The organism is Streptomyces sp. NBC_01260 (assembly GCF_036226405.1).
GTDB lineage: Bacteria > Actinomycetota > Actinomycetes > Streptomycetales > Streptomycetaceae > Streptomyces > Streptomyces laculatispora.
In genome coordinates this window covers 137547-164179 of record NZ_CP108464.1, presented here as the reverse complement: position 1 = coordinate 164179, position 26633 = coordinate 137547, and the positions used below count along the sequence as shown (strand labels likewise).

Genomic DNA, 26633 nt, shown 5'->3' with positions numbered 1-26633 from the left:
CAGTGCCGCCGCTTTGACCCGGGTGACATCGTGGGCGTCGGACAGAGCGACTGCATCGGCTGCGGAGCCCCGGTCGGCTTCCTCGACCGGCAGTACTGCTGTCGCTGCACGGCCTGGCAGAAAGAGGCTGCGGCCAGGGCCGCTTGCCCCCGCTGCGACCAAACAGCGCGTCCTCCAGGAGGACACCGCCCGGTGCATCACCTGCTCACGCGTGTGCACTGGCTGCGGTCACCCGGTGAGAGACAAGACAGCGACGTTGTGCCGGGACTGCTTGCGCAAGACGGAACGCGACGCCGCCACTCGATCACCGACTCCACGCCGGTGGAGTGCGGTCGCTCGCGTCCGACGGTGAAGCGGTCGGACACGGCCGGCTGGGCCGGACACGGGTACTGCGCCTCGCACTCCCGGTTCTTCTGACGCCTGCGCCTGTACCTGGTGGGTAACCAGACCGGGCTGCCCATCCTGTGGGCACTGGCGAACCCGAAGCCGGACGAGTGGGATACCGGGCAGGGATTTCGCGCGTCCGGGACTGTCCGACCATCTGACCGACAGGGGCTTCGGGCGGGACTGTGCGAGCTCGTTGGCTTCCGCTGCCGTCCGGCCTGCACGCTGTCAGCCGCTCACTGTGAGGGGCGGCGATTCCGCCCCCTTCGGGGAAGGGGACGGAATCGGGGCTGCCTCGCCCTCCACTGCTGCCCCACGAACCACGCTCCCTGTCCGGCCCGGCTGACCCAGGTGCGCGGGTCCCGCCGCCACTATCGACTCTCCGCTTCACTGAGAAGCAGATCGCGGATCCGAAAGCCAGCTCATCGAGCGTGGTCAGTCTCCACCGCACATTGCCACCCGGCTGATTCGAGAGCATCTTCGCCGCCCGGCGCCGGTTCGCGGGGTGGCTGCGCGGGATGCGCGCCGGGCTGCCGCGCAGAAACGCCCGGCCGGGTAAGGCGGCGCGGTTGAGCACCTTCCGACGAGCGGTCCATCGGTTTTTGCGAGACCTTGAGGAGGAGCGCGCCCCACGGTGGCGACGCATACCCAGGGTGACACCCGCACCCAGCGAGGAAGGAGGGCTGTGGTGAGTGATTCGGATACGGGCGCCGCTGGGCGGAGCCAGGGCGAGATGGCCCAACTCTCGGCGATCGAGTTGAACGTCAACGATCAGGTGCGACGGCTTGAGGTAGATCCACGGACCTCGCTGCTCGACGCGCTGCGCGAGCACCTGCGCCTGAGCGGGACCAAGAAGGGGTGTGATCACGGGCAGTGCGGCGCCTGCACCGTGCTGATCAACGGCCGACGCGTCAACTCTTGTTTGACGCTCGCCGTGATGCATGAGGACGATGAGATCGTGACGATCGAAGGCCTGGGCGATCCCGATGGTCTGCACCCCATGCAACGTGCCTTCGTCGAGCGCGACGGCTTCCAATGTGGCTACTGCACTCCCGGCCAGATCTGTTCGGCTGTCGGCATGCTCGCCGAGGTGGAGGCGGGCTGGCCCAGCCACGCCACCGCTGACGTGGCCTCGCTGCGGATCGCGTTGACCGATGAGGAGATCCGCGAGCGGATGAGCGGCAACATCTGTCGGTGCGCCGCCTACCCGAACATCGTCGCGGCCATCCGTGGCATCGCGGTGGGCCGCCCGGAATGAGATCCTTCACGTACGAGCGAGCAACCGACGCACAGGCCGCCGTCGCTGCGGTGTCCAGAACCGGCGCGAAGTTCATCAGTGGCGGCACCAACCTGCTCGACCTGATGAAGCTCGACATCGAGAAGCCCAGCCATCTGGTCGATATCAGTCGGCTTCCGTTGCGGGGCGTCGATGAGCTCCCCGACGGCGGACTGCGTATCGGGGCACAGGCGGCAAATTCCGATGTGGCCGCCGATGCCCGAGTGCGTACCCGCTACCCGGTGCTGTCGGAGGCGCTGGTGGCCGGTGCCTCGGGCCAGCTGCGCAACAAGGCGTCCACCGGTGGAAATCTGTTGCAGCGTACTCGCTGCCCCTACTTCTACGACACGGCTGCGGGCTGCAACAAACGGGATCCCGGTTCCGGATGCTCGGCGATCGGCGGGTTCAACCGGATTCACGCCCTCCTCGGCGTCAGCGACTCCTGCATCGCCACCCACCCCTCGGACATGGCCGTCGCGTTGACCGCGCTGGAGGCGGAGATCGAGCTGCTCGACGCCGACGGGTCGGTACGCCGCGTCGCCATCGCAGACTTCTACCGGCTGCCGGGCGATACGCCGCACATCGAGACCGTGCTGGGTCCTCGCGAGATGATCACGAGCGTGCTCCTTCCCCCGCCCCTGTCGGGCCGGCAGATCTACCGCAAGGTGCGAGACCGGGCGTCGTACGAGTTCGCGCTGGTCTCCGTGGCGGCTGTCGTCTCGACCGATCAGGGAGCGATCAGTGAGGCGCGAGTGGCTTTCGGCGGTGTGGCGCACAAGCCCTGGCGGTCCATCGAGGCGGAGGCCGCGTTGACCGGCCGTCCCGCCACGATGGTCACCTATCGCGCCGCCGCCGAGGCCGCGATGCGCGACGCCGTGGGGCAGGGGCACAACGACTTCAAGATCGAGCTGGCCAGGCGCACGCTGTGCCGCACGCTGGCGCAAGCGGCTCAGGCGAGCTGAGGAGACGAGATGATCGGGCAAGCTCTGAACCGCGTCGACGGCCCGTTGAAGGTCGCCGGCCGGGCCACATACGCCTACGAGCAGTGGGGGGCCGGCCAACCTCTCTACGGGGTCATCGCCGGCGCGACGATCGGCAAAGGCCGCATCACCCGGATCGACACCGAGAGCGCCGAACGCGCACCCGGCGTAAAGATGGTGATGACCTATCATAACGCCCCCATGCAGGGTGTCCGTGATGAGTCCGTTCCGTTCGAATACTGGCGCGCCCAACCGGTGCTGACCGGCCCCGACATCCACTATTACGGCGAGCCGGTGGCACTCGTTGTTGCCACGACCCTCGAACAGGCCCGAGCGGCGGCCGATCTGGTCGAAGTCGAATACAGCGGCGGGCGGGGACGTTTCAACTTTGCCGAGCAGGAAGAGGAGGTGTACATCCCGAAAGTCGTCAACGCCGGAATCCCCACCGACACTGCGGTCGGTGATTTCGATGCCGGATTCGACAGCGCGGCGGTGAAGGTCGACCAGCAGTACTCGACGCCGTACGAGTTCTCGATGCCGATGGAACCGCACGCGTGTCTGGTGGAACCGCGCGACGAGGACCTGGTCGTCTACGTCAGCTGCCAGATCGTCGACGCGGCGCGGGCCTCGGTCGCCGGCACGCTTCGGATCGACCCGGAGCGGGTTCACATCGTCACCCCCTTCGTCGGCGGGGGATTCGGCTCCAAGCTGGGCGTCCATTCCGAGACGATCCTGGCGGCGCTCGCCGCTCGCGAGTTGCGCCAACCGGTCAAGGTCGCGATGACCCGGCAGCAGATCTTCCAGCTCGTCGGCAACCGTCCCACATCCAGCCAGCGGGTTCGACTGGGCGCGGACCAGGACGGACGGCTGACCGCGATCGCCCATGACGTCACCATGCACACCAACCCTGACGTGGAGTACGCCGAGCAGACCGCCGCCACGACCCGCAGCCTCTACGCCGCGCCCCACCGGTTGACCAGCCACCGGCTGGCGCCGCTCGATCTGCCGCCCGGGACGGACGTACGCGCGCCGGGCGAAGCGCCGGGCATGCTGGCGGTCGAGTCGGCGATGGACGAGCTGGCCCATGCGCTCGGGATGGACCCGGTCGAGCTGCGGATCCTGAACGAGCCCACCGTCGATCCCGAGCGAGACGTGCCGTACAGCGACCGGCACCTGGTCGAGTGTCTGCGCGAAGGCGCGCGCCGGTTCGGCTGGGAGCACCGCCCCGCTGCCCCGGCGAGTGTGAGCGACGGGCGGTGGTTGGTCGGCTACGGCATGTCGGCCGCCATCCGCGGACACTTCCAAGGGCCGACAGCGGCGCGGGTGCGGTTGGAGGCCGACGGCACCGCCGTCGTCCAGACAGATATGACCGATCTCGGCACGGGCACGTACACCGTCCTGACCCAGGTCGCGGCCGACGGGCTCGGGCTGCCGCCCGATCGGGTGCGGATCGAGCTCGGGCGTTCCGATTTTCCCACCAGCTGGGGGTCCGGCGGCTCGTGGGGCGCCGCCGGCTCGAGCACTGCGGTGCATGGTGCGTGTATGGCCCTGCGCGAGCAGCTCCTGGATGCGGCGTGCGACGACACGCGCTCCCCGCTGCACGGCCTGGACCCGGCGGGCGCCGTGTTCTCCGACGGCAACGTGGCTATCGGCGGCGCGTGCGAGGCGCTGAACGAGATCGTCGCACGCAACCATCCGGAAGGTGTCGAGGCGGAAGGCGATACCCGCTTCATGGGCGACGATCCGAACTACACGGACTACTCGATCAACACCTACGGGGCCCATTTCGCTGAAGTGGGGGTCGACGCGGACACCGCCGAGATCCGTCTGCGGCGGATGCTCGGCGTGTTCTCGGTGGGCCGCGTGCTCAACGCCAAGACGGCTCGCTCGCAGCTGATCGGCGGCATGATCTGGGGAGCCGGCGCGGCCCTCGAAGAAGAGGCCGTGGTCGACCTGCGATCCGGCGCCTTCGTCAATCGGGACTTCGCGCAATACCTGGTGCCGGTCCACGCCGACATCCCCGACGTCGACGCAGTCGTCCTTGACGGGTACGACGACAAGGCCAACGTCCTGGGCGCGAAGGGCGTCGGCGAGCTGGGCATCTGCGGGGCCGGTGCGTCGGTCGCGAACGCGGTGTTCAACGCCACCGGCGTGCGCGTGCGCGACTTCCCCATCACCATCGAGAAGGTGCTGCCCGGTCTACCACTGATGGATAATTGAATCCGTGGCAACGGCGCCGGTCCGAGGGCCATGGCGTGGCACGGGGGTTCCTCAGTTCTCGGTGGGCCGGCTCGAGCCGATGGCGTAGCCGGTGAGCAGCGCGGTCAGGATGTCGGTCAGGCGGGCGTTCGACATCGACGACGGAGCGGGACAGTTCGGGTTCGCTCTCGTAGAAGGCGCGCAGTTGGGTGCCGGGGGCGGCCATCTGCCACAGGACGCCGGCCATCGAGGTGGTGGTCGTCACGACTGCTCGCGCCTGTCGGCCTCCAGCGGCGTGATCGCGGACAGCGTGTCGGCGGTCCGCTCGACCTCGGTGATCGCGCCCTTCTTGAACGTCCGGACGGTGTCGGTGGAGACGTTGCGTTCCAGGTTTAGCGGGGTGTGTGCCAGCAGGTCGCAGAACAGCGGTCGCGCCACCAGTGACTGGGAAAGCTCTGGGGGCGATCGAGTGGGCAGTTTCGTCCCACTCCTTGGAGGCGTTGTCGGGGCAGGGGGCGGTCTCCTTGAGGCGGTCGCGTGCCTCGGCCGACCAGTCGTGCCAGGCGGTGGTGGTCAGGCGCAGGAAGATGTCCTCGCGCGTTTCGAAATAGCGCAGCATCGCGGACTTGTGCATGCCGACCTCGTCGGCGATCGCGGTCATGGTCACCTCCCGTACGCCCTTCGCCGTGGCGAGGTGTGCCGCCGCGGAGAGGATCTCGGTCTCCCGGGTGGCTTTGGCCTTGGGACTGCGGGCCCGCAGGAAACCAGCTCTGGTCACTCCGTCGTCCTCGACGTGACCGACCGGTCCGCCGCCGCTGCGGGCCTGCGGGCGGCCCTCGAGCGGGGCGGCAGGGTCGACGTCGTGGTCAACAACGCCGGCTACGCCGACGCCTCGGCCGTGGAGACCACGCCGGAGGACGACTTCCGCCGCCAGTTCGACACGAACTTCTGGGGCGCCTACAACGTCTCGACCGAAGCACTCCCGGTCCTGCGTGCCCAGGGCGGCGGCACGATCGTGCAGTTCTCCTCCATCGGCGGCCGTGCCGTCGGTACCCCGGGGCTCGGCTCCTATCAGGCGGCGAAGTACGCCGCGGACGGCTTCACCCGCGTGATGGCGGCCGAGACCGCCCCGTTCGGCGTCATACGCAGCACAACGACTGGGGAGCCCCGAGGAGGCCCCGTCGGGACGCTGGTCTGATCAGTCCGGCGCCCTGCGTCGGCCCCGGCCACCGGATGCCGGCTCCGAGTCGGCCGTCCGCATGTGTCGGTGCTGTGAACCGCGCCGTGCCCGGCCGGGCCCGCGTAAGGGACGCCGCGGAATACTCTTACCGCCATGCCGCCCATTTCTTCACCGCGAACCGGTCGCCGACGCGCCGCACCTCGGCTGCGCCCGGTCCGGGGAAATGCGCGGGGAACAACAGGGCGCCCCGGTCTGCAGCCTCCCCCAGCAGGCGGCGCCGGCTGTCCCGTGCGCGGGGTTCGTCCTCGTCGAACCCGGGGCAGTCGTCCGGTTCCGCGATCTGCAGTGGGCTGTGCAGCAGATCCCCGGCGAACACTGCCGGGTCCGAGCCCGACCGCAGCCATACGACGGAGGAGCCGGGCGTGTGGCCGGGGGCGGGCTCGATATGGAGCTGGGCGTCGATGTCGTAGTGCTCGCCCTCCCACAGCACTGTCTGCCCGGCCTGGTGTACGGGGGCGACGCTGTCCTCGAAGACGTTGGCCATCTGGGGGCCGGAGCGGGTCCGGTGTCCGTTGGCCGGGTTCCAGTAGTCGAAGTCGGCGCGCGAGATGACGTACTGGGCGTTGGGGAAGGTCGGTCGCCACTCCCCGTCGTCTGCCAGGCGGGTGTTCCAGCCGACGTGGTCGCCGTGGACATGGGTGCAGATCACCGTGTCCACGTCCTGCGGGCGGACGCCTGCCGCGGCCAGCTCATCGAGGTAGTGGGTGTTCAGATGGTGGAAGGCCGGCATGGCCGGGCGCTCCCGGTCGTTGCCGATTCCGGTGTCGATCAGGATCGTCCGGCCCTCGCTGCGAATCAGCCAGGTCTGCATCATGGTGCGGACCTCGTCGGCGGCCTGGTCCAGGAAAGTGGGGACGAGCCAGTTCTCATGCGCCTCCCAGTGCTCGATGGGCACGTCGGGGAAGATGTAGTCGCGGGCGCTGCCTCTGGCAGGCAGTTCGACCACGCGGGTGATTTCCACGTCTCCAAGCGCGATGGTGTCCATGCCCCCAGCCTGCGCGCTGGATGACGCAGGCGCTATCGGCCACACCCCGCACCTCACAGGGAGCGGGGTGTGGCGCGATACGGCCGGTCTGGCAACACGCGACACCAGGTGGGAGTCGGACGGTGACCCTGGTGGGGCGGAAGAGCGAGAGCGTGACCGTTCTCGGTCTGGCCAACGGTGCGTTTATCCGTGACGGCGGCACCGGGCGCGGCAAGAACACCCCGCTGGGGCCCGCACCAGACCGGCATCAGGGCCACGTGCAGTCCATCCGCACAGGTCAGCGATCCAGCGTACCTTCGGTGCGCGCCGGGGGTGTGGTAAATGCCGTGGCGTGCGCTGGGGGGTGCTTCTGTCCGCTCTGACGTGGGATGTTGCCGGTTCGGGATGCTGGTGGGGTTCGTTCCGGCCGAAACCGATGTCTCTGTGATGCCTGTGAGTTCGCAGGTCAGCGTGGTGCTGGGGGCGTTCACGGGGACCGTGGAGTATTGCTGTGAGCACGTGCGTCAGAATTCCTGATTCACCCTGGCCCTCCCGGAACGGCATACCGACCGGGAGGGAGCGGGAGCATGGACGTACTGCACGAACGGTGCGTCGGCCTGGACATCGGCAAGAAGGACGCCAAGGTGTGCGTCCGGACCCCGAGTGCAAAGCGGCGGGGATCGTTCACCGACGGGACCACGACCTGGGGTTCGACGACGAACGCGGTCCTGGCCCTGCTCGGCCACCTGCTCGCCGCCGAGGTCACCCTGGTGGTGATCGAGGCGACCCCGGACTACTGGAAACCCTTCTCCTACGTGCTGGCCGACGATCTGAACGTGATCCTCGTCAACGCCCGCCAGGTCAAGAACCTGCCCGGCCGTAACGATGAGATTGATCTTGGTTCGGCCCGCGTAGCGAGACGCCCTGAGGTGCAGGGTGAGTTGTCCCGCTTCGGTCCAGGTGATGGCGATCAAGGGCTAGGGTCGGCGGGAGCACTCGCCCACTGGGGTGAATGTCGGTCCTGCCCCGGGGCGCCCTCCGCTTGAGGGTCTTCCTGCTGACCGTGGCCCGCCGTTTCCACCACATGGTGGTGCATGGCGTCGATCAGTAGCAGCGCCTCCCCTGGAGTCAGCCGATCGCGAGTTGTCCGCCGAGAACCTCAAGGACCGTGCCGGTGATGTAGCTGGCGCGGGAGGAAGCAAGGAACAGAACTGCTTCCGCGATCTCTTCAGGCTCTGCGACCCGCCTCAGCACGGTGGTTCGCCCAATCACCTGGAGGGCTTCATCTCCCATCTCCTTCGTCCCGGGGGTATGGACAGGGCCGGGGGCCACGGCGTTCACGCGGACACCCTGGGCACCGAACTCGTCAGCCCACACGCGGGTGAGGAGTTCGAGCGCGGCTTTGGAGGCCCCATAGGCTGCCGCGCCCCGGACCGGCGTGGTGGCTGCCCCTGTACTCAGACTCACGATGACGCCGCGTCCCCGTGTGGCCATTGCCGGTGCGAGCGCACCGACCAGGAGCATCGGCGCACGCGAGTTGATGGCCATATGAGTGTCGAACATCTCGGCTGTCGTCTCCGGGGTACTGGCGAACCGATAGATGCCGGCGTTGTTGATCAGAACGTCCACCTCGCCTGCTTCAACCGCAAGACGCAGCACCTCCTCAGGCTTGCTCAGATCCGCGGCAACGAACCGGGCGTTTCCGCCTGCGGCGGTGACTTCGTCGACGGTCTCGGCACCGCGCTCCTCGTCCCGCCCATGGACGACGACCGAGGCCCCCAAGGCGGCCAGGCGAAGGGCAATGACCCGGCCGATGCCAGCGGTGGCGCCGGTCACAAGAGCGGTGGATCCGGCCAGTTCTGCAGTCATGTGAGGCTCCTCGAAGACAAGACATACAACGTGCTGTCGGCTGTCCCTCGCATAACCGTCAGGGCCTGCTCGGCGATACGGACCTCGGTGCCCAGGTAGGCCAGCCGGGTGATCCCGGGCAGCAGGCACCGGTTGCGCCGCAGCCGCGTCACCGCGCGGTCGAACAGAGCCCGCGGTCCCTCGTTGGACACCCATACCCGGCCCGCGACGTACTGTCGCAGTTCCAACTCGCCGTCCTCGACATCCCGAATCCCCAGCAGAGCCCGTGACGCTGGGAGGGGGTTTGTTCGTGCGCAGGGCGGCTGCTGGCCTGGTGTGTTGTTGGTTCGCGGTATGGGGTGTGGCGGGGAAGGGTGCCGGCTGAGGCCGTGGGTGAGCCTGTCGTCGAGGCCTTGGACGAGTTGCTGGGCGACGGTGATATTCGATTCCAGGCGCTGGAGGTGTCCGCTGTCGGATGTGGTGTTGATCTGGCCCACGTAGGCGCTGATCCTGCCGCGGGTGTAGGCCTGGGCTTCAGCCTGTCCTAGGTCCTGTTTCTCGGATCTCCTGACCTGCGAGGGGTGTTGGGGCCAGGCTGGGTTCATGGGCCGTGGGGATCTGACGAATGCGGAGTGGGATCGGCTGGAGTCGTTCCTACCTCCTGGTGGTACGCGTGGAGGTCGGTGGAGCGATCACCGCCGGGTGATCAACGGGGTTCTCTACCGGGTGCGGACCGGCGTGCAGTGGCGGGATCTGCCGGAGCGATTCGGGCCATGGGAGACGGTCTATAAACGACATCGTCGCTGGTCAGCCGATGGAACCTGGCAGATGCTGCTGTCTCGCATCCAGGTAGCCGAGGACGCCGAGGGCGGCATCGACTGGGACGTGTCGGTGGACTCGACAGCCGTGCGAGCCCACCAGCACGCCGCCGGTGCGAGGAAAGCGCCCCCGGCCGCCGTCCCTCAAAGGGGGGCCAAGTGGGGGACGAACCAGGTCGATCCGGTACTGCGGAGACTGACCATCCGCCTGGAGGAGGTGGTCAGGTCGGCGAATGTCTGGGACGTTCCCGCGGAGGATTCACCACCAAGATCCACCTCGTTGCCGAGGGACGATGCCGGCCCCTCGCCTTCGTCCTGACACCCGGACACTACGGAGACGGACCCCAGCTCGAGCGGGTGCTGGAACAGGTTCTGGTGCCGCGAGCCGGAGTCGGCCGGCCACGCACCCGGCCCGACCATGTCTTGGCGGACAAGGCCTACACGTCCCGGAAGAACCGCCGCTACCTGCGACGACGCGGAATCCGGCACACCATCCCCGAACGTCTCGACCAGCAGAGACACCGCAAGAACCGAGGTTCACGCGGCGGTCGGCCTACCGGTTTCGACAGCGAGCTCTACAAGAAGCGCAACACCGTCGAACGCACCATCAACCGCCTCAAAGGCTTCCGCGCCGTCGCGACCCGCTACGAGAAACGCGCCTACATCTACCTCGGCACCGTCACACTCGCAGCACTCATGATCTGGCTCCGTACATGATCCGAGAAACAGGACCTAGGACGTGTTTGAGATGTGGTCACAGCGTCTGCCGTATGAGGGTGAGCTGAACGGTCGACTCGTAGCGGACAGCGAGCTTGTCGTATCTGGTCGCGACGCCTCTCGCCTGCTTCAGAAGGCCGATCCGGCACTCGACTTTGTGCCTGCGTTTGTACATTTCGCGGTCGAAGCCGGGAGGACGGCCGCCGGCAGAACCGCGGCGGAGCCGGTGTCCGGCCTGGTCCCGCTTCTCCGGGATGGTGTGCGCGATCCCGCGTTTGCGCAGGTAGGAGCGAATCTGACGGGAGGAGTACGCCCGGTCGGCAAGCACATGTTCCGGCCGGGTGCGGGGGCGTCCACCGCTGACCCGGGGAACACGGATTCGCTCCATCACCTGCACGAAGGCGGGCGCGTCGCCCCGTTGGCCAGCAGTGATGACGGCTGCGAGGACGTGGAAAGAGGCATCGACGGCGAGGTGAATCTTGGTAGTCAGTCCGCCGCGCGAGCGTCCCAGGCCGTGGTCGTCCGGCTCGGCCGCGAGGCCATTCGGACGCGTCCGGCCTGGATCGTCAGCCCCCTTTTGCGGGCCCCGGCGGCGTGCTGGTGGGCCCGGCAGACGGTGGAGTCGACCGAGACTTCCCACTCGATGATCCCGTCTGCGTCTGCCTTGACCTGCAACTTCTTTAGGACGCGGGCCCATGTTTCGTCGATCTGCCATCGCCGGAACACCGCATACGCCGTCTCCCAGGGGCCGTATCGCTCGGGCAGGTCCCGCCAAGGCGAGCCGGTCCGGGCCCGCCACCAGATCCCGTCGAAGACCTGCCGCCGATCCCTCGGAGGTCGGCCCATCTTCGGTATCAGCGGCAACACCGCTTCCAGCCGCTCCCACTGTGCATCCGTCAGGTCGCCACGAGACATCTGAAGATCGTTTCACGACCTTGATCGACATCTCAAACACGTCCTAGGGCGCGTATTTGCTTGTGATCAATGGGTGGTCCGGGTGAGGTGCTCGAGCCAGATAAGGTGCCCCCGAAGTCAGGCATGGGGGGATCGCGTTGGAGCGACGGAAGGTGATCGGGATCGGGGCGGGGCTGGCGGTCCTACCCGGCTGGTGGGCCCTGCGTCAGGTGGCGAACGGGGCCAAGGGGGACTGGCACACCGAACACCACACCGCTGGAGCGGGCGTTCCCGCTGCTGGGCCCGCTGACCGACGCCAAGTGGGTGAGCAGCCGGGACAACGATCGGGGCGTACCGTCGCCGGAGCGGGTGATGTCGGGCTTCGCCCGGCTGACACCGGGGAAACTTGCCGAGCTGACGGCGGCCCACGCCTTCGTCTCCGAGAGGCCGGCCGATGACTTCTCCTCGTGGTTCGAGAAGCCGCTCAAGGGCGAGGGGCCGGAGAACCCCCAGTGGATCCGGTCGCACGAGCTTGACCGCGACGGCAGCGGCTACTCCACCAAACTGTGGTTTGACCGTCGCAGCGACACCGTCCGCTTCTGGGCACTCAACCCGTACGGCTAGGGCCTACCGGGGAGGAGATACCTTCACGTCCCGGTGCGGCGGTGCTTACGGTTTGTGGGTTACCCAGAGCATTTCTGCCGGCCAGCGGTATGCCCAGTCAGGCGGGTCGGTCTGGTTGTAGCCGTTGGCTGTTCCGGGTTCGGGCCGCGGCTCGATGAGGTCGTCGATGACGAGACCTGCGCCGCGCAGGACCTTGATCCAGGCGCCGTAGGTGAGCTGATAGCTGACCGCGCCCTGGTCTTCGGCGATGGTGTCCAGCCCGAAGTAGTCCTGGTGCAGCGTCGTGGTTACGCGGCTGGCGGCTTCGTCGTAGCAGGCTTCGAACCATGGGCTGGCGACATTGAACACCAGGCGCCCACCGCGGCGCAGGATGCGTGCGGCCTGCGGGACGGCCAGGTGCGGGGGAGCCCAGCTAAGCCCGCCGTAGTCACAGAACACCAGGTCGAAGCTGTCGGCGGCGAACGGGAGGTGTTCGGCGGCGCCTTGCACCAGCGGGTAGCGGGCCGCTCCCATCGCGCGAGCTGCCGCGGCGAGCTGGGCTTCGGACAGGTCGAGCCCGACCACGGTGGCGCCCTCAGCGGCGAGCGCCCTGGACCACTGGCCGGCGCCGCAGCCGAGTTCGAGGACGCGCTTGCCTGTGACGTCGCCAAGGGCGTGCAGGTGCGCGTCGGGTATGGCGTACGTGCCCCACAGCCGGGGCATGGCGCCGATCTGCGGGTCGTGCTTGTGCTGGTAGGCGCTGCTGATCTGGTTCCAGAACCGCCGGTTGGTAGAAATGCTGTCCACGCGCCGACTCAAGCACTGCCTGCCGGGGGCGGTCAACACGATTGTGCTGCGACCGGGAAGGTTCACCGGTTCACGGGTGTCCTGTCTGGCTGCCGATGTGATCGGGTGGGATCGATCGACCCGATTCAGCGTCAGGAGACGTGGCGACAGCACGGGTTCAAGTCCGCAGGATCGCCGACTATGAGGGGCAGAAGCTGCAGCAGATCGTCCGGCGGGGCAACACGAACAGCGCGCGCTACCGGCGGGCGATGATCCTGCCGGCCTCTGCGGGCGACAACACCGTCCCTGTCATCGCCCATCTCGTGGCCGCCGACGAGGACACCGTCCGCGAAGGTCAGCCCCCAGCGCTTGAGCTACTTGCCAACCCCGGGCTCGGTGAAGCGGACCCCGTACAGCTTGAAGATCAGCCGGCCTATCTGCCCCCGCGTCCACAGCTGACCGGAAGGCCCCAGGCCGGATGGGGTGTGATCGAGGACAGCCTGCCGTACGGCGGCCTGCTCGGCCTCGGACAGAACCTGATGTTCACCCCGCGTCGGCCCCGCGGCCGGGACAGCAGCGCGTCCCGCCCGCCGGCCTGCCACCTCGCCCACCAGTTGTCCACGACCCTGACCGACACCTTGAACAGGTCCGCAACCTCCACCCGGTCCCGGCCCTCCGCGAGCGCCGACACCGCCAGCAACCGCACGGCCTCCTGCGCGTCCGGCGACCAGGTCCGCGCGTCCCCCACCAGATCACTCACACGCCATCAACGAGCCTGAACGCAAAGCGTTCCGGATCAATAAGGCTCCACGCTAGGAGGAGCAGGTCACAACAGAGCGGGATGTCTCACCCCAGCTTGACAGAGAGGGGTCGTTGGCGCTGACGAGCGGGCTACTTGCTCCCTGGTGTCCGAGCCGGAACTACCGGGCGTATGGGGCGGGTCCTCCCGTGCCAGAAGCGTTTCGGGTGTGGGTCTTCTACTGCGTCACCGTTGATGTGCGCCGGTTGCTCTCGGCCCGTACTTCCATCAGGGACACCGCGATCGCGGCCAGGAGCAGGGGGAAGGCGACAGCGTTCGCGACCTGGGGGATGTCGGCGGCTCGCAGCAGGCTGGCTGCGATGGACAGCACAAGAAGGCTGAGAGGGAAGAATCTGCGCCACGCGGGCAGGCCGCGCATTCTGGCAACGCGCACCGAGTGCCACAGGGTGAAGCCGAGTATGGAGATTCCGATGATGGCGATGACGAACAGCATGAGTGTCTCCGGTGCGGGTCTGCGAGGGCGGGCAGGCCTTCACCAGTTGTTGAAGGCTGTAAGCGAATGTGGCGCTCCGCAGAGGGATCCGCGGAGCGCCACATTACTCAGGTTCGGTCGGTGCCCGGATCAGCCTCTGGTGTAGACGATGCTGTAGGAGGAGACGTAGGTCCGTGATGTTCGGGTCCAGCTCCAGCCGCCGGTGCGGGTCCACTTGTAGCCCGACCATGCGACGCGGTACGTGGTGCGGTCGCGGTAGGAGTACTGGTAGCGGGTTTCGAAGGACGCGAGGATTTTCTGCCGGCCCCAGCCGTACCAGGCCACGACCTTGCACTTGAAGACGTACTGCTTGCGGTACTTGTACTGGCGCTTCCAGGACGTGATGGGCAGCGGGCCCCAGTCGCCGCTGACGACGTCCCAGAACCAGTGGTAGTTGTAGTTCTGCCAGCTGCCGTAGCTCCAGCCGGTCACTTCCTCGTTGTTGATCGGGTCGGCGCAGGCGTAGTCGTAGGCGTTGCAGCTACCGCCGGGGACCGGGTCTGCGGACAGGAAGCGCCCCAGGGTGGGGCTGTAGAGGCGCACGCCCATGAGGGTGAGGTCCGTGAGGGTCTCGCCGGAGCGGTGCTGTCCGCCGTGCCAGCCATAGCGGGTGGCGGCTTGGTCCGCGGCGCGGTTGCCGTACTCGTCGGTGTTGAGGACCGTGGCGGCCTGTCCGGCGGTGGTGGGCAGCTGGATTGCCACGTCACCGTGCAGGTTGACCAGTTGCAGGATGGTTCCGCCGGTTTTGGCAGTGGTCGCGGCGAGCTGGCCGTCGAAGCCGTTGACGCTGCGGGTCAGGGCGCCGGTGGCGGTGTCTTCGACGATCCAGCGCGGGGTGTCGGCGTCGGAGCTGTAGTGGTTGAGTTTTGACTGGGTCTTGGTCCAGGTGCCCGAGGCGTTGGTCTCGACCGTCCAGGCTCGGGAGCGCAGCTGGGAGTCGAGGGTCCAGATCTGGCGCTGGTTTCCGGTGGCCTGCTGGCGGACCAGGTCGTTGGTGTAGTACGCCAACGTGGTGCTGGGGGTTGTGGTGGTGCGACCAAAGGCGTCGTAGGTGTAGCCGGCGCCGACCAGGCGGTCGGCGCTGTCGTAGGTGTGGCTGGTGGTCGTCGCGCCTGTGGTGGTGCACTCCAGTCCGGAGGCCGCGGCCGCGGTGGCCAGCGTCTTGCGGTTGGAATTGTTGTCGAAGGCGTAGCTGCGGGTTACGCGGGTGCCGTCGACCGCGTCGTCCGCTGCCCGGGTGAGTCGGCCGGCCTTGTCGTAGGTGTAGGTCTGGTCGGCGGTCTGGCCGGCGGAGCCGGTGTAGGAGGAGCGCTGCCCGTGGATCGGTGGGCACGATGGTTTCGGAGAAGAGGACTTCCCCGTCGCTGTCGCGGCTGTAGCTGCGGTCGGTGGGCATGCCCGCCGGGTTGGTGTTTTGGCGCATGGTGAAGCCGCCGGGCAGTTTCCGGGTCAGGACCTGGCCATCGGCGTCGTAGGTGACGGTGAACTTACCCGCTACCGAGTCGGTGATGGGGGTGGGAAGTCCCCGGGGGTCGGCCGTGGTGTCGTAGCCGTAGGCAGTGCTGGAGGGGATGTTGTCGCTCACCAGGAGCGGCTGCCCTTCGGCGTCGTACTGGCTGGTGGTCACTCCGCCGTCGGCGTCGGTGTAGGAGATCAGCCGTCCGAGCTGGTCGTAGCCCTTCTTGACCGTTCCACCGTCGGTGGATGTGATCGTGGCGACCTTGCCACTGTCGGGGTTGTACGTCGTGGTCACGGCCGGGACGGCAGTGCCGGTCCCTCCACTGATGGTGACCTTGGATGCGCGGCCTGCGGCGTCGTAGGTGGTGCTCGTGACGCGGGTGCTTCCGTTGGCGGTTTCGGTCAGCTTGGCGGTCTCGCCCCACCGGTCGTACTCGGCGGTCGTGGTCACCAGCTCGGTGGGGTTGGATCCGCCGCCGGTGACCGTGGCGGCTGGGCGTGTGCGGCACTCCTCGTCGGCCCATTCGGGCTTTCCGCCACAGACGCCGGTGCCGTCACCGGTGTAGTAGTCGGTGATCTGGGTGCCGGCGTCGGTTCCGCCGGAAGCGGGCAGGCTGCGGCTGATCAGGCGCCCGGAGCTGTCGTGCGTGGCCTTCTCTGTGATGGCCAGACCGCCCGGGTCCTGGATGGTGCTGGTGAGCTGGCCCTTGACCCAGTCGTAGACCGTCTGGGTGACCCGCGCGTCAGCCGTGAGGGCTGGCCAGTTGCGCAGTTGCGCGCTCACCGTGTTCTTGGTGACCTTGTCGGAGACGGATGCCGTGCCGTCGGTGGGGCGCCCGTTGTCGTATTCGCTGACCGTGCGGTGCCGGGCGATGGCCTGCTCGCCCGAGGCCGCCACCGTGGTCGCGCTTTCCTTCAGGTCCGCTGCCAGCACGACGCGGTGCAGGGGACCGAGCGTCTCGACCTCACGGGAACCGTCGGCGTTGTAGATGCCGCGGTTGGAGAGCAGGTCCGCTCGCTCCGCTGCGGGCAGGGCTGCGATACCAAGATCGGCGAGCTGCGCCTTGGCCGTGTCGGTGCTCCCGAGCGCCAGGGCGCGGTTGGCTGCCGACAACTCCCTGACCGCGTTGCCGAACTGGTCGTACTCGGTGGTGGTGATGTTCTTGCCGGCGTCAGCGGTGTTGACCTCTCGGCCGGAGCCGTCGAGGTAATGCAGCATGGCGCGACGGTAGTCGCCCGCGGTCAGCGCCTGGCCGTCATTCGAGGAGGGCACCACGTCGGTGGGGAAGACGGCCGTGGCGTCGGTGGGCGCCTCAAGCTGCCCCCATGCCTTGACGTCACTGGCGCCCAGCAAATGGGGTGCCTTCGTCCCGGTCAGCGGAACGCCATAGACGATGGATGTCTGCGCGGTGCTGCCGTCCGTCTCCCCGGCGGATCCGGCCTTGAGGGTCGGGCGAGTGACCTTGAGGAGCATCCCCTCACCGGAGAGCGGGTCGCTACCCACCTTGCCGTAGCTGAAGCTCCACGGCAGTTGCCCCGGGGGCTTCATCTGGGTCACGCGCCCCGTGCTGTCGTAGCTGTAGGACATCTTCAGCGCAGGGCTGATCCTGGGGTCCCAGGTCTCACGCAGACGCCCGGCGTCGTCGTAGGTGTATGACGCCACGGCGGTCGCGGTGGCTGCAGAGGCACCGGGGGACGTCGCCCACATGCGGATCTCGGAGACCTGGTCCTTGAAGTTGCCCAGGGACGAGCCGGTCGCTGTGGTGGAGGCGGCGTAAATGAACTCCATAACCCGACAGCCACGGGTCGACGGGGTGGCCTCGCAGGTGCCGAGCGTCACCGCGCTGGTCGCGGCGATGACGCGCTTGGGCCGAGCCAGGACCTTGCCGTCCACGGTGACGGCTTCGGAGACAACCTCGGTGGTGGAGTTGGCCTGCCCGTCGATCAGCGAGCGGGAGACGGGCCATGCGGTACTCGAACCCGCCACGGGGCTGAAGGTGGTGACGCTTCCGTCGGTGTTCGACAGGGTGAAGTCACCAGATGCGAGAGAACCCTTCAGGGTCAGCTCCTCGCTGCCGGGCTCGGGGACCCATCCTGTCTTGGCCGCATTGGCGGTGAAGGAGAACGTCTCACCGTCGGCCGTGACGACGTCCAGAGAGGTTGCCGAGGTCTTGCGCAGCTCGGAGTAGTCCGACTGGACCGCCTGGGCGAGTGTTCCCGCCAGCCACTCCTTGCCGAAGATCGGCGCCTGGCCGTCCTGCTTGGCGCCGGCGTTCGGTGAGCGGGAAGAGACACTGCGGGTGACCGTCATGCCCAGCACCGATACATCGGTACCTGACAGGGTGTAGTCGCCGGTGAGGAGGTTGAGCGAGCCGGGGCCGGCCTCGGCTGCTGCGGTGCCATCAGCGTTGCGGTCGACTACGACTGCCAGCGGCTGGGTCTCGCCACTGGCGCTGGACGGGCCGGTGAAGTCGGCCTTGATCTGAACCGAACCATCAGGGTCGACCGTCTCGGTGGCGTTCCACACCAGAGCAGCGTTCTTGCCGTTCGTCAGTGGCACCGGCCACGCGGTCAGAGGTGTTCCCCCAGCCGTGACGTGACCGGCGGGGATCTTCGTCCACGCGTCGGCCTCCGAGCGGCACCACGAGAAGGACACCTTGTCGTACTTGCCGGCTTCGGCCTCGGCAACCAAGGGCACCCGGCGCGCGGTGCGCTCACCGTCGGCTGGCTGGACGCATCCGCCAGGTCCGGCGTGGAAGGTGTACTCGACGGGTTCCGACTTGTTGTCGGCCTTGTCCACGGACCGGACCTGAAGGGTGTGGGTGCCGTTCTTCGGCGGGTTAACGGAAATGCTCTTGTCCGCGCTCGCGCCGCCGGTGGCGACCTTGGACCAGGTCACACCGTCCAGTGACCATTCCAGCCAGTTATGGTCGGCCGCGGGCGGGGTGACGGTAAAGGTACCTGCCTGCCCCGCGCCCTTGATCCACTTGTCCGACGGGTAGTCCGTCGAAGTGATCTTCGTCGGGGCCGAGGGAGAGCTGGTGTCGATGGTGAACGTCTTCCACGCCGACCAGCCCAGGTTGTAGTGGCTGCCGTCATACGGCGAGGTGCGGAACTTGTAGGTCTTGCCGTTGCTCAGCACGCCTGAGGGCACCGTGACCGAGGCGACCTGCCCGGAGGGGACGTATGGAGAGACGATGACATCGCCGACCTGCGTGTTGGTCGCGTTGTCGAAGATCTGGAAGGTGCCGTTGACCTTGTCACCGTTGGCATCGACGAACGTGTCGCGCAGCGTGGGTGTGACGGTGTAGGCGCCGGCGAAGGAGAAGTACGGGGGTCCGGCTTCCTGCCTGGCGCCTGTCCGCGGCCTGTAGTTGTAGGTGAACCGTTCCGGGTTTGATCGAGACTCGATCTTTTGGAAGGATCGAGTCCGTTATGGCGAAGCAATACCCCAAGGAGCTCAAGGAGCGGGCCGTGCGCCTGGTCCTGGAGACTCGTGATCAGTACAAGACCGAGTCCGCGGCTATCGGCTCGATCGGAGCGAAGCTCGACATCGGGCCGGAGTCCCTGCGCAACTGGGTGCGGCAGGCCGAGGTCGACGCCGGTGCTCGGACCGGGACAACGACCGAGGAATCCGCCCAGCTCAAAGCCCTCAAGAAGGAGGTCGCCGAGCTGAAGCGGGCGAACGAGATCTTGAAGGCGGCGGCGAGTTTCTTCGCGGCCGAGCTCGACCGGCCACACACACGCTCGTAGCGTTCATCGACGAGCAACGGGACCGCTTCGGCGGAGTCGAGCCGATCTGCAGGACGCTCACCGAGCACGATTGCAGCATCCACCCGTCCACCTACTACGCACACAAGAAGCGCCCGCTGTCAGCCCGTGCCATGCGGGACGCGGAACTGGCTCCGTTGATCGTGGAGATATTCCGGGACAACTACAGCGTCTACGGGGCCCGCAAGATCTGGGCCGAGCTGAAGCGGCAAGGTCATCAGGTGGCGCGGTGCACTGTTGAGCGCCTGATGAAAGCCGAGGGCCTCACGGGGGCGGTGCGCGGGAAGAAGATCGTCACCACCAGGGCGGACAAGGAAGCCGACCGGGCGCCGGACCGGCTGGGCCGGCAGTTCGTGGCCAGCGCCCCCAACCGGGTGTGGGTCGCCGACTTCACCTACGTGGCCACCTGGTCCGGCACCGTCTACGTCGCGTTCGTCGTGGACACCTTCTCCCGCCGGATTGTCGGCTGGTCCGCCGCGACGAACAAGCAGACCCCGCTGGTGCTGTCCGCACTCGAGATGGGCCTGTGGCAACGTGACCGCGCGAACACCCCTGTGATGGCACGGGAGTTGATCCATCACTCCGATGCCGGTTCGCAATACACCAGCTTCCGGCTCGCCGCCCACCTGGCGTCCGAACAGATCGCGGCCTCCATCGGCACCGTCGGCGACGCCCTGGACAACGCCCTGATGGAATCGACCATCGGTCTGTACAAAACCGAGCTGATCAAACCGCAGCGTCCCTGGAAGGCCCTGAGCGACGTCGAGTTGGCCACGGCCGAATGGGCCGACTGGTACAACCACCGACGACTCCACGGTGAAATAGGACACGTCCCACCAGTCGAATACGAAGCCACCTACTACCAACAGAACACCCAAGAACCGCAGGTCACAGCCACAATCTAGAGTCTCTACCGAACCCGGAACGGTTCAAGGTGACGACCAGCTTGGGCGGGTTGGACGCAGCGTTGGCGGAGTTGACCCGCTTTTTCCTGTACCAGCGTCGTGACGTTGGCGTTGATCCACCCGTCCGGCTGCGTGGTGCACGAGGTGTTGCCGCGCGTCTCGGTGGAGGTGGCCTTCTTGGTCGTCATGGTGGGCCGGTTCGTCCACCGGCTGGACGTAGAGGCCGCGCTGGACGACCATACCTCCCACGGGTATGCCTTGCAGTCCACGTTGTTGCCCGAGTGGAAGTTCCACAGGGACAGCTTCGCATCGGATACGAGCGCGTCCTGGATTGGCGAGGTGTTCCAGGAGATGAAGGACTGCGCGGTGCGGAAGGTGCCGTCGGCGTTCTTCGTTCCCGGGTTGCCCAAGTCCAGCTCTACATCGTTCGACCAGTCGACGGTCTCGCCCTGCTGGACATAGGTGTCGAAAACGCTGGAGAGGGAGGAGGTGGAGGGGTCCACCGTCACCGGATACTTCGTCTTGGGGTCGGCGAGGAACTTCGCGTCCGGTGTGATTACCAGGTTGACCGAGGACCCCTTGGGCACGACCTTCATCGCGACGGGAACGCGGCGGGTGTGCTCACCGGATCGCTTGTCGACGGTGGAGTCCCACATCACCGGCGCCGGCATCAGCGCCTGCTTTTTGTTGATTTTATCGGTGAACAGCACGCTGCCATCGGCTTGCTGCTTGGCTTTGAGGCCCTTGGCCCTCAGCGGCAGGGTGTAGGAGAAGGTGTCAGTGGTGGGCTTCTGCTTGACTCGGCACGCGTGCCGTCCAGCTTCGGCGCGGGCAGGCCGCCCTTCCACTGCAGAGTTATCTGCTGATCCCCCTCGCCGAGCGTGACCAGGTCCGTGGCTTTGGAGGCTTGCGCTGCCTTCAGCGAGGCAGTGGGACCGCCGGTCCTGCCCGCAATCTTCAGTCCGCGGGGGTGCGCCTTCGGCTCCACGGATCCATCCGCGCCGCGGACCAGATCCAGGTCGACGTCCCGCCACGCACCGGTGGTCTCGTCCTCGAAGCGGATCGGACCCGCCGTCAGCTCAGTGGTGAGCGAACCGTTCTTGTTGGCCCACGTTGTGGACGTTTCCGTCCGCTCCGACAGAGCCTCGACGCGCTTGCCGGACAGTCGCGCGGTCACCCGCGTGGACGCAATGTCAGCTGCCTGGGTGGCTGCGGGCTTCTCCGGTGCTGAGGCTGCCTGCTGAGGTGCAGACATGGCCGGACTTGTGCTGTCGAGCAGGGTGATGGCCAGAGCCAGGGTCAGACTCCCCGCTGTGAAGCGAAGATTCCCCCCGGACCAAGGCCGCCCGCGCCCATGAAGCGTGGGTCTGTGAACCGTCATCATTCCTCAGCTTCTTCTTCACATGTGCACCATCTATGTGGTGTACATGTGAAGATGCCGAGGAGTAAAAGACGTGTAAGTAGGCCAAGTGCAAGCGAAATTGAACATAGCGTTCCGCCTGCGCGGCGGTTCAGATGTCGCATGACATGTGACGTCTTCCGGAGGCGCTGTCGACCCGCCACGGCTCAGGCCGCCTTGCTGACACTTACTTCGCGCGCGCCTACGTCACCCCCGCCGGCTGACCGGCCGCCAGGTTCAGGTGTGCGCACCATAGGCTCCGGGCGCCTGTGCCAGGTCCGCATGCCCTACAACGCCTCAACACCCTCGCCTCCGACGCACCCCTCGCCACGCTGCGCGCGATCGCCACCCCGGGACACACCCTCAACCAGGCCGGCCGGACAGCAGCCTTCCATGCGGAGGCGGACGACACGGCCGGGAACGCGATCGGCCCCGGCCTCGGCCTGCCTGACCGCGACGCCCGCGCCCGCCTCCTTCACTACACCCTGCGCCGACAAGCACCGCTCACCGAACCGGCGTCCTTTCCCTTGAAGGCGGGTTCACTTACGGAGCGGGCTCGTAGACCACCACGGTGGTCGGGCACTCGACGGCCAGGTTCTGCAGTGCCTGGAGTTCGGCCTCGTCGGCGGCCAGGTTCCAGCGGAGTTTGGTGGGCGTCCACTCCGCGGCGTACTGGCACCGGAGCCGACGGCCGGCGGAAGCCACTGCGCCGGGTCCTTGTCAGCTTTGGAGCGATTCGACTTTGCCGTAACGGCGAGAGGCGAGCACCAGGTGGTCAGGGCTCGCATCGTCAAGGCCCCGGAGATCGAGAACCCGCCGGCCACACTGACCGCCGAGCCGTCCCGGCAGATCATCGCGGCCGCCCGGACCGCGCGTGATCGTCTCCTGCTCGGCGTTCTTCTCGACGGGGGGCACCGAGCGGGTGTTGCTCACCTGCGACCAGGCCGTCCACGACTACGAACTGCCCGCGACCGAAGGCAAGCGCGGCGACCCGAGGTGGCCGGCCGTCGCGCGCCGCCACGGTTTCGAGATCGAGCACCCCGTGCAGTGCGAGGTCGTAGCGCTGGAGCCGGACGAACCCCAGGCGAAGGAGGCCAGGGCGCGGCGCTGCTCTTCCTGCCGGGCGGTCTGCCGTCTGCCAGTTCTGGTGCTGGGTGGTGATCCACCGGCGTCGAACCATCCGCCTCAGTACCTCCGCCAGGGCGCGGCTGCGCCCCGCCTCAGTCCGTTGTCCCGGTCGCCACCTCACATGCGCGCACGTACTCCTGCACCAGCGGGCGGCGGTCGTCGGCGCGCCAGGCCAGGGCGAAGCGGCTGGGCGAGATACCCCTCACCTCACGGGTGACGACTCCGCCGAGGGTGATCAGCGGGGTGTTCCCGGCCGCCAGCAGGACCACGCCGAGACCTGCGACGAGCGCCTCGTACGTCTCCTCGGTGCTTGCCACTTCCGCACCAATGAGTGCCGGCTTCCCGCCGCGGGCGTCGATGGCAAGCCAGTAGTCCCGCAGCGGCCCGGCGCTGTCGGGCAGAGCGAGGAACGGCTCGTCCCGCAGGTCGGTGAAGTCGATGATCTCCCGGTCGGCGAGCGGGTGAGTATCGGCCATGGCGACCAAGCGGGGTTCCTCGGCGACCACCACCCACCGGTAGCGGTCCGGATCGGGCAGCGGGAGCCAGACGAACGCCGCGTCGCACGTGCCGTCGGCGAGCCCGGCGGTCGAGTCGTGCCAGGGGACCTGGCGAAGTCTGAGGCGGGCATCGGGGCGTGCGGCGGTGAAGCGGGAGCGGATCGCCGGCAGCACGCCCCCGCGCCCCGGGCTGGTACTCATCCCCACGACGAGGACGGCCGCCTGGTCGGCCACGACCCGGGCGACCGCCTCCTGGGCTGCCTCCCACTCGGCGAGAATGCGCTGAACATGCGGCAGCAGCGCTGCACCGACCGCGCTCAGACGCACTTCGCGCCGGTTGCGCTCGAACAACGCGGCCCCCACCTGTTTCTCCAGCATCCTGATCTGCTTGCTCAGTGCAGGCTGCGAGACGTACAGCCGCTCGGCTGCGCGCGTGAAGTGCAGCTCCTCGGCCACTGCGGCGAAATACCTCAGGTCCCGTCCGTGAACGTCCATAACCATCGGCTATCACAGCAGATCTTGGACGGGCAACCGGTTTGCCCCGCAAGGTAGTTCACACACGGACCGCCGAGAGCAGCGGATCACCTGGCACAAGGAGAAGAACATGAACAAGGTATGGCTGGTCACCGGGGCGAGCAGCGGGTTCGGCCGGGCGATCACCGAAGCGGCGGTGGCTGCGGGCGACATCGTGGTCGCCGCCGCCCGCCGCACTGCGCTGCTCGACGACCTGGTGGCTGCGCACCCGGACCAGGTCGAGGCACTACCGCTGGACGTCACTGACATCGCGGGCGTCCAAGCCGCGGTCGACGGCGTGGCAGCCCGGCACGGCCGGATCGACATCCTGGTCAACAACGCCGGACGCGGCATGGTGGGGGCGGTCGAGGAGACCACCGACGCGGAGCTGCGGGACCTGATGGACCTGCACTTCTTCGGCCCGGCCGCGCTCACCCGGGCCGTGCTGCCGCACATGCGCCGCCGGGGCTCGGGCGCCATCGTGCAGCTGACCAGCATGGGCGGCCGGTTCGCCTTCGCGGGAGTCGGCGCCTACTGCGCCACCAAGTTCGCCCTGGAGGGGCTCTCCGAGGCGTTGGCCGCCGAGGTCGTCCCGCACGGCATTCGGGTGCTGATCGTCGAGCCCGGCGCGTTCCGTACCGGCTTCGCCGGCGCCGCAGCACTGCGGCCCTCCCCGGCCCTGGGCGCCTACCAGGACACCGTGGGCCCCGTCCTTTCCGGGCTGCCGGGCGGAAGCGGCCAGGAACCCGGGGACCCGGCCAAAGCCGCGGCCGCCATCCTCACCGCTCTGGACGCCGACGAACCGCCGCTGCGTCTGCCGCTCGGCAACGACGCCGCCGATGCGATCACCGACCACCTCGGCCGGGCCCGCACAGAACTCCATTCCTGGGAAAAGCTCACCCGATCCACCGACTTCGACGACTGACACCTCCAGCCGCCTCCGCCCCCGTCCCGCCCACCGTCTCCACGCAGGCGCGGCGGGACTCAGGCAGCGGGCGCTGCGGACGGTGTACTGCCCATAAAGGGCGCCGCGGTCGGGCGCGCACCTTCCGACCGCGATCGTCGCGACGCGCTCCGACCAGCGCATTCCGGCCCAGTGATGACAGCGAGCTGTGGTGACGGCAACTGCCCGCACAGACAGCAGGCTGGCCGCACATACCAGTACGCCGGACGGCGGATCCCTGTCGCACCCGGGACGTGGCTCCCTGCTGCAGGCCGGTCTGTCCGTGGTCGCCACCTGGCTTCCAGACTCGGCCGCATACCTTCAAGAACGCCTCAGGAGTGTCCTGATGAAACCCCTGCTCAAGTCCTCCCCGGCCGCCCGCACCGCGGGCACGACGCCGGATCCGCCCCGGGGCGGATCCCCGACGGTGCTCGGTGCCGCCCTGCTGGGCTTCTTCCTCATCTCTCTGGACGCGTTGATCGTCACGGTCGCGCTGCCCGACATCGGCCGCAGCCTCGGCGGCGGCATGTCCGGCCTGCAATGGGTCGTGGACGGATACACGCTGATCTTCGCCGCCCTGATGCTCTCCGCAGGTGCCCTCTCCGACCGCATCGGGGCCAGGCGGGCGTACGGCGGCGGCCTTGTGCTCTTCGCACTGGCCTCGGCCGCGTGCGGCCTGGCGCCCAACCTCGGCGTGCTGGTGGCGGCGCGACTGGTTCAGGGAGGTGCGGCGGCGGTGATGATGCCGACGTCGCTGGCGCTGGTCCGGCAGGGCTTTCCCGACCAGGCGAAGCGGGCTCGGGCCATCGCCATCTGGACCGTGGGCGGCGCGGTCGCGGTGGCCGCCGGGCCGGTGCTCGGCGGGGCACTCACCGCTTCCGTCGGCTGGCGATGGATCTTCTTCGTCAACCTCCCGGCGAGCCTGCTGGCCCTCGCCCTGCTTACCCGTGTACCCGCCTCCCCGCGGCTGCCCGCCCGGCTCGACGCAATCGGGCAGGTGACAGCGGCGGTCGCGATGGGCGCGTTGACGTATGGCGTGATCGAGGGCGGCGCCGAGGGTTTCGGCCAGCCGTTCGTGGTGGCGTCACTGCTGGTAGCCGCGGCCGCAGCAGCCGCCTTCCTGGCCGCGCAGGGCAGGGGCGCGCACCCGATGCTCCCGCTGCCGCTGTTCCGATCGCGGGTGGTGGCGGTGTCCTTGATGGTCGGCTTCATGCTCAACGCCACCTACTACGGTGGGGTTTTCGTCTTCAGCCTGTACCTACAGCAGGAGCGCGGGCAGACCGCGCTGCACGCGGGCCTGATGTTCATTCCGATGACGGCACTGGTCGCAGTGGTGAACCTGGCCTCGGCGAAGCTGGCCGAGCTGTTCGGCCCGCGCGTGCCGATGGTGGCGGGACAACTGATCGGGACAGCCGGGCTACTGGCGCTGCTCACCATCGGCGCGCACACCAACATATGGGCGGTGGCGGCGCTGATGGTGCCGGTCGGCCTCGGCGGGGCGCTGACCGTGCCGGCGCTGACCGCGATGATGCTGGACGCGGTGCCCGCGGAACGGGCGGGTACCGCCTCTGCCGTACTCAACACCGGCCGCCAGGTCGGCGGCGCGATCGCGGTGGCAGTCTTCGGAGCGCTGCTGGCGGGAGCGGACACGTTCCTGGCTGGCATGCGGTGGAGCGTGCTGCTCGCGGCGGCCGGGCTCGTACTGACGGCGGGCGCGACGCTGACGCTGTCGCGGGACGGGCGCCGGGGTGCGGAGATGTGAGCTGGCCATGCAGTTGCTACTGCTGGACCTCGACAACACCCTGGTCGACCGCGATGTGGCCTTCCGTGCTGCCGTCGCCGACTTCCTTGCCCAGCACGGCCTGCCCGATTCCGACCTCACGCGAGTGGCGACGATACGCCAGCGGCTACTCCGCGCTGCACGAAGTCGCCTCGGCTGACCGACAGATACGGCGACGCCGTGCCAACCACGGCTGTCCGCGCCCTTCTCGACATCGGCGTCGCCGACCATGCCGTCC

Annotated in this window: 19 protein-coding genes and 6 pseudogenes; 13 read left to right on the top strand and 12 right to left on the bottom strand. The window is 67.9% G+C overall.

The genetic code is table 11. From position 1 onward, the window contains the following. Positions 1 to 303: 303 nt before the first annotated feature. The 4 genes and pseudogenes from OG322_RS00895 to OG322_RS00880 form a co-directional block, all read left to right on the top strand. Positions 304 to 510: pseudogene (locus OG322_RS00895) on the top strand (IS982 family transposase); the annotation flags it as partial. A 562-nt stretch (positions 511 to 1072) separates the two neighbouring features. Further along, entirely contained in the window at positions 1073 to 1642 is a 570-nt protein-coding gene (locus tag OG322_RS00890) for a 2Fe-2S iron-sulfur cluster-binding protein (RefSeq protein ID WP_398912400.1), read from the top strand. Next, positions 1639 to 2622, top strand: a complete 984-nt coding sequence (locus tag OG322_RS00885; RefSeq protein ID WP_123465935.1) for an FAD binding domain-containing protein — start codon at positions 1639 to 1641, stop codon at positions 2620 to 2622. The genes OG322_RS00890 and OG322_RS00885 overlap by 4 nt, the downstream gene beginning before the upstream one ends. A 9-nt stretch (positions 2623 to 2631) precedes the next feature. Continuing rightward, on the top strand, positions 2632 to 4860 hold the full coding sequence (locus OG322_RS00880) for a xanthine dehydrogenase family protein molybdopterin-binding subunit (protein ID WP_123465937.1): 2229 nt from the start codon (positions 2632 to 2634) through the stop codon (positions 4858 to 4860). Between the two features lie 240 nt (positions 4861 to 5100). On the opposite strand, the gene OG322_RS00875 is transcribed toward OG322_RS00880, so the two are convergent. Next, complete coding sequence (locus OG322_RS00875) at positions 5101 to 5277, bottom strand: hypothetical protein (protein WP_241200390.1); 177 nt, start codon at positions 5275 to 5277, stop codon at positions 5101 to 5103. Positions 5278 to 5620: 343 nt separating this feature from the next. Between OG322_RS00875 and OG322_RS00870 the strand changes: the two are divergent. Next, positions 5621 to 5980: pseudogene (locus OG322_RS00870) on the top strand (SDR family NAD(P)-dependent oxidoreductase); the annotation flags it as partial. Positions 5981 to 6164: 184 nt separating this feature from the next. Here OG322_RS00870 and OG322_RS00865 read toward each other — a convergent pair. Next, positions 6165 to 7064 carry an MBL fold metallo-hydrolase gene (locus OG322_RS00865; protein WP_329305891.1) on the bottom strand — a complete coding sequence of 300 codons (900 nt, stop codon included), beginning with the start codon at positions 7062 to 7064 and terminating at the stop codon, positions 6165 to 6167. A gap of 566 nt (positions 7065 to 7630) precedes the next feature. Here OG322_RS00865 and OG322_RS00860 point away from each other — a divergent pair. Beyond that, positions 7631 to 8089, top strand: coding sequence for an IS110 family transposase (locus tag OG322_RS00860; RefSeq protein ID WP_266412970.1), 459 nt, complete (start codon positions 7631 to 7633; stop codon positions 8087 to 8089). Positions 8090 to 8171: 82 nt separating this feature from the next. Here OG322_RS00860 and OG322_RS00855 read toward each other — a convergent pair whose 3' ends face one another. Both OG322_RS00855 and OG322_RS00850 read right to left on the bottom strand, forming a co-directional pair. Beyond that, entirely contained in the window at positions 8172 to 8912 is a 741-nt protein-coding gene (locus tag OG322_RS00855; RefSeq protein WP_123465943.1) for an SDR family NAD(P)-dependent oxidoreductase, read from the bottom strand. Further along, positions 8909 to 9496, bottom strand: a complete 588-nt coding sequence (locus tag OG322_RS00850) for a DUF4158 domain-containing protein (protein WP_329305890.1) — start codon at positions 9494 to 9496, stop codon at positions 8909 to 8911. Before OG322_RS00850 ends, OG322_RS00855 begins: the two co-directional genes overlap by 4 nt. Here OG322_RS00850 and OG322_RS00845 point away from each other — a divergent pair. Further along, positions 9495 to 10426 (top strand): IS5 family transposase gene (locus OG322_RS00845; protein WP_266411293.1). Its coding sequence is split into 2 segments (ribosomal slippage): positions 9495 to 9842 and positions 9845 to 10426, totalling 930 coding nucleotides; the frame shifts between segments, so codons are not numbered across the junction. The two genes, OG322_RS00850 and OG322_RS00845, sit on opposite strands and share 2 nt — an antisense overlap. A 37-nt stretch (positions 10427 to 10463) precedes the next feature. On the opposite strand, the gene OG322_RS00840 is transcribed toward OG322_RS00845, so the two are convergent. Next, positions 10464 to 11341 (bottom strand): IS5 family transposase gene (locus OG322_RS00840; RefSeq protein ID WP_370375188.1). Its coding sequence is split into 2 segments (ribosomal slippage): positions 10464 to 10996 and positions 10996 to 11341, totalling 879 coding nucleotides; the frame shifts between segments, so codons are not numbered across the junction. 303 nt (positions 11342 to 11644) lie between these two features. Between OG322_RS00840 and OG322_RS00835 the strand changes: the two genes are divergently transcribed. After that, entirely contained in the window at positions 11645 to 11944 is a 300-nt protein-coding gene (locus tag OG322_RS00835; RefSeq protein WP_329305889.1) for a hypothetical protein, read from the top strand. Positions 11945 to 11989: 45 nt separating this feature from the next. On the opposite strand, the gene OG322_RS00830 is transcribed toward OG322_RS00835, so the two are convergent. Then, a complete protein-coding gene (locus OG322_RS00830; protein ID WP_329305888.1) occupies positions 11990 to 12730 on the bottom strand; it encodes a class I SAM-dependent methyltransferase in 741 nt (246 codons plus the stop codon). 140 nt (positions 12731 to 12870) lie between these two features. Between OG322_RS00830 and OG322_RS00825 the strand changes: the two are divergent. Next, positions 12871 to 13063, top strand: a pseudogene (locus OG322_RS00825) (IS630 family transposase); the annotation flags it as partial. 623 nt (positions 13064 to 13686) lie between these two features. Here OG322_RS00825 and OG322_RS00815 read toward each other — a convergent pair. Both OG322_RS00815 and OG322_RS00810 read right to left on the bottom strand, forming a co-directional pair. Further along, complete coding sequence (locus OG322_RS00815; protein WP_123465953.1) at positions 13687 to 13962, bottom strand: hypothetical protein; 276 nt, start codon at positions 13960 to 13962, stop codon at positions 13687 to 13689. 129 nt (positions 13963 to 14091) lie between these two features. Then, positions 14092 to 18859, bottom strand: a pseudogene (locus OG322_RS00810) (RHS repeat-associated core domain-containing protein); the annotation flags it as partial. Between the two features lie 35 nt (positions 18860 to 18894). On the opposite strand from OG322_RS00810, the gene OG322_RS00805 reads away from it, so the two are divergent. Then, positions 18895 to 20135 (top strand): IS3 family transposase gene (locus tag OG322_RS00805; RefSeq protein ID WP_260147196.1). Its coding sequence is split into 2 segments (ribosomal slippage): positions 18895 to 19168 and positions 19168 to 20135, totalling 1242 coding nucleotides; the frame shifts between segments, so codons are not numbered across the junction. Between the two features lie 22 nt (positions 20136 to 20157). On the opposite strand, the pseudogene OG322_RS00800 reads toward OG322_RS00805, so the two are convergent. The 4 genes and pseudogenes from OG322_RS00800 to OG322_RS00785 form a co-directional block, all read right to left on the bottom strand. Then, a pseudogene (locus OG322_RS00800) lies at positions 20158 to 21390 on the bottom strand (sugar-binding protein); the annotation flags it as partial. Between the two features lie 687 nt (positions 21391 to 22077). After that, positions 22078 to 22298 (bottom strand): annotated as a pseudogene (locus OG322_RS00795) (HNH endonuclease); the annotation flags it as partial. Beyond that, on the bottom strand, positions 22255 to 22467 hold the full coding sequence (locus OG322_RS00790) for a hypothetical protein (protein ID WP_164494447.1): 213 nt from the start codon (positions 22465 to 22467) through the stop codon (positions 22255 to 22257). The pseudogene OG322_RS00795 and the gene OG322_RS00790, both read right to left, overlap by 44 nt. 287 nt (positions 22468 to 22754) lie before the next feature. Further along, the gene (locus tag OG322_RS00785) at positions 22755 to 23660 is read right to left on the bottom strand and encodes a LysR family transcriptional regulator (RefSeq protein ID WP_164494521.1); all 906 of its coding nucleotides are present in this window, start codon (positions 23658 to 23660) and stop codon (positions 22755 to 22757) included. Between the two features lie 103 nt (positions 23661 to 23763). On the opposite strand from OG322_RS00785, the gene OG322_RS00780 reads away from it, so the two are divergent. The 3 genes from OG322_RS00780 (at position 23764) to OG322_RS00770 (ending at position 26555) form a co-directional block, all read left to right on the top strand. Further along, positions 23764 to 24597, top strand: a complete 834-nt coding sequence (locus OG322_RS00780) for an oxidoreductase (protein ID WP_329305887.1) — start codon at positions 23764 to 23766, stop codon at positions 24595 to 24597. A gap of 364 nt (positions 24598 to 24961) precedes the next feature. Next, positions 24962 to 26377, top strand: coding sequence for an MFS transporter (locus OG322_RS00775; RefSeq protein ID WP_329305886.1), 1416 nt, complete (start codon positions 24962 to 24964; stop codon positions 26375 to 26377). 7 nt (positions 26378 to 26384) lie between these two features. Continuing rightward, on the top strand, positions 26385 to 26555 hold the full coding sequence (locus OG322_RS00770) for a hypothetical protein (RefSeq protein WP_266412976.1): 171 nt from the start codon (positions 26385 to 26387) through the stop codon (positions 26553 to 26555). The last annotated feature ends 78 nt before the right edge of the window (positions 26556 to 26633 follow it).

What these genes read in the sequence shown, in the direction of transcription:
- OG322_RS00780 (WP_329305887.1), top strand. Translation starts at nt 23,764, where the DNA reads ATGAACAAGGTATGGCTGGTCACCGGGGCGAGCAGCGGGTTCGGCCGG.
- OG322_RS00850 (WP_329305890.1), bottom strand. Translation starts at nt 9,496, where the DNA reads ATGAACCCAGCCTGGCCCCAACACCCCTCGCAGGTCAGGAGATCCGAG.
- OG322_RS00785 (WP_164494521.1), bottom strand. Translation starts at nt 23,660, where the DNA reads ATGGTTATGGACGTTCACGGACGGGACCTGAGGTATTTCGCCGCAGTG.
- OG322_RS00855 (WP_123465943.1), bottom strand. Translation starts at nt 8,912, where the DNA reads ATGACTGCAGAACTGGCCGGATCCACCGCTCTTGTGACCGGCGCCACC.
- OG322_RS00885 (WP_123465935.1), top strand. Translation starts at nt 1,639, where the DNA reads ATGAGATCCTTCACGTACGAGCGAGCAACCGACGCACAGGCCGCCGTC.
- OG322_RS00775 (WP_329305886.1), top strand. Translation starts at nt 24,962, where the DNA reads ATGAAACCCCTGCTCAAGTCCTCCCCGGCCGCCCGCACCGCGGGCACG.
- OG322_RS00865 (WP_329305891.1), bottom strand. Translation starts at nt 7,064, where the DNA reads ATGGACACCATCGCGCTTGGAGACGTGGAAATCACCCGCGTGGTCGAA.
- OG322_RS00860 (WP_266412970.1), top strand. Translation starts at nt 7,631, where the DNA reads ATGGACGTACTGCACGAACGGTGCGTCGGCCTGGACATCGGCAAGAAG.
- OG322_RS00880 (WP_123465937.1), top strand. Translation starts at nt 2,632, where the DNA reads ATGATCGGGCAAGCTCTGAACCGCGTCGACGGCCCGTTGAAGGTCGCC.
- OG322_RS00770 (WP_266412976.1), top strand. Translation starts at nt 26,385, where the DNA reads ATGCAGTTGCTACTGCTGGACCTCGACAACACCCTGGTCGACCGCGAT.
- OG322_RS00815 (WP_123465953.1), bottom strand. Translation starts at nt 13,962, where the DNA reads ATGCTGTTCGTCATCGCCATCATCGGAATCTCCATACTCGGCTTCACC.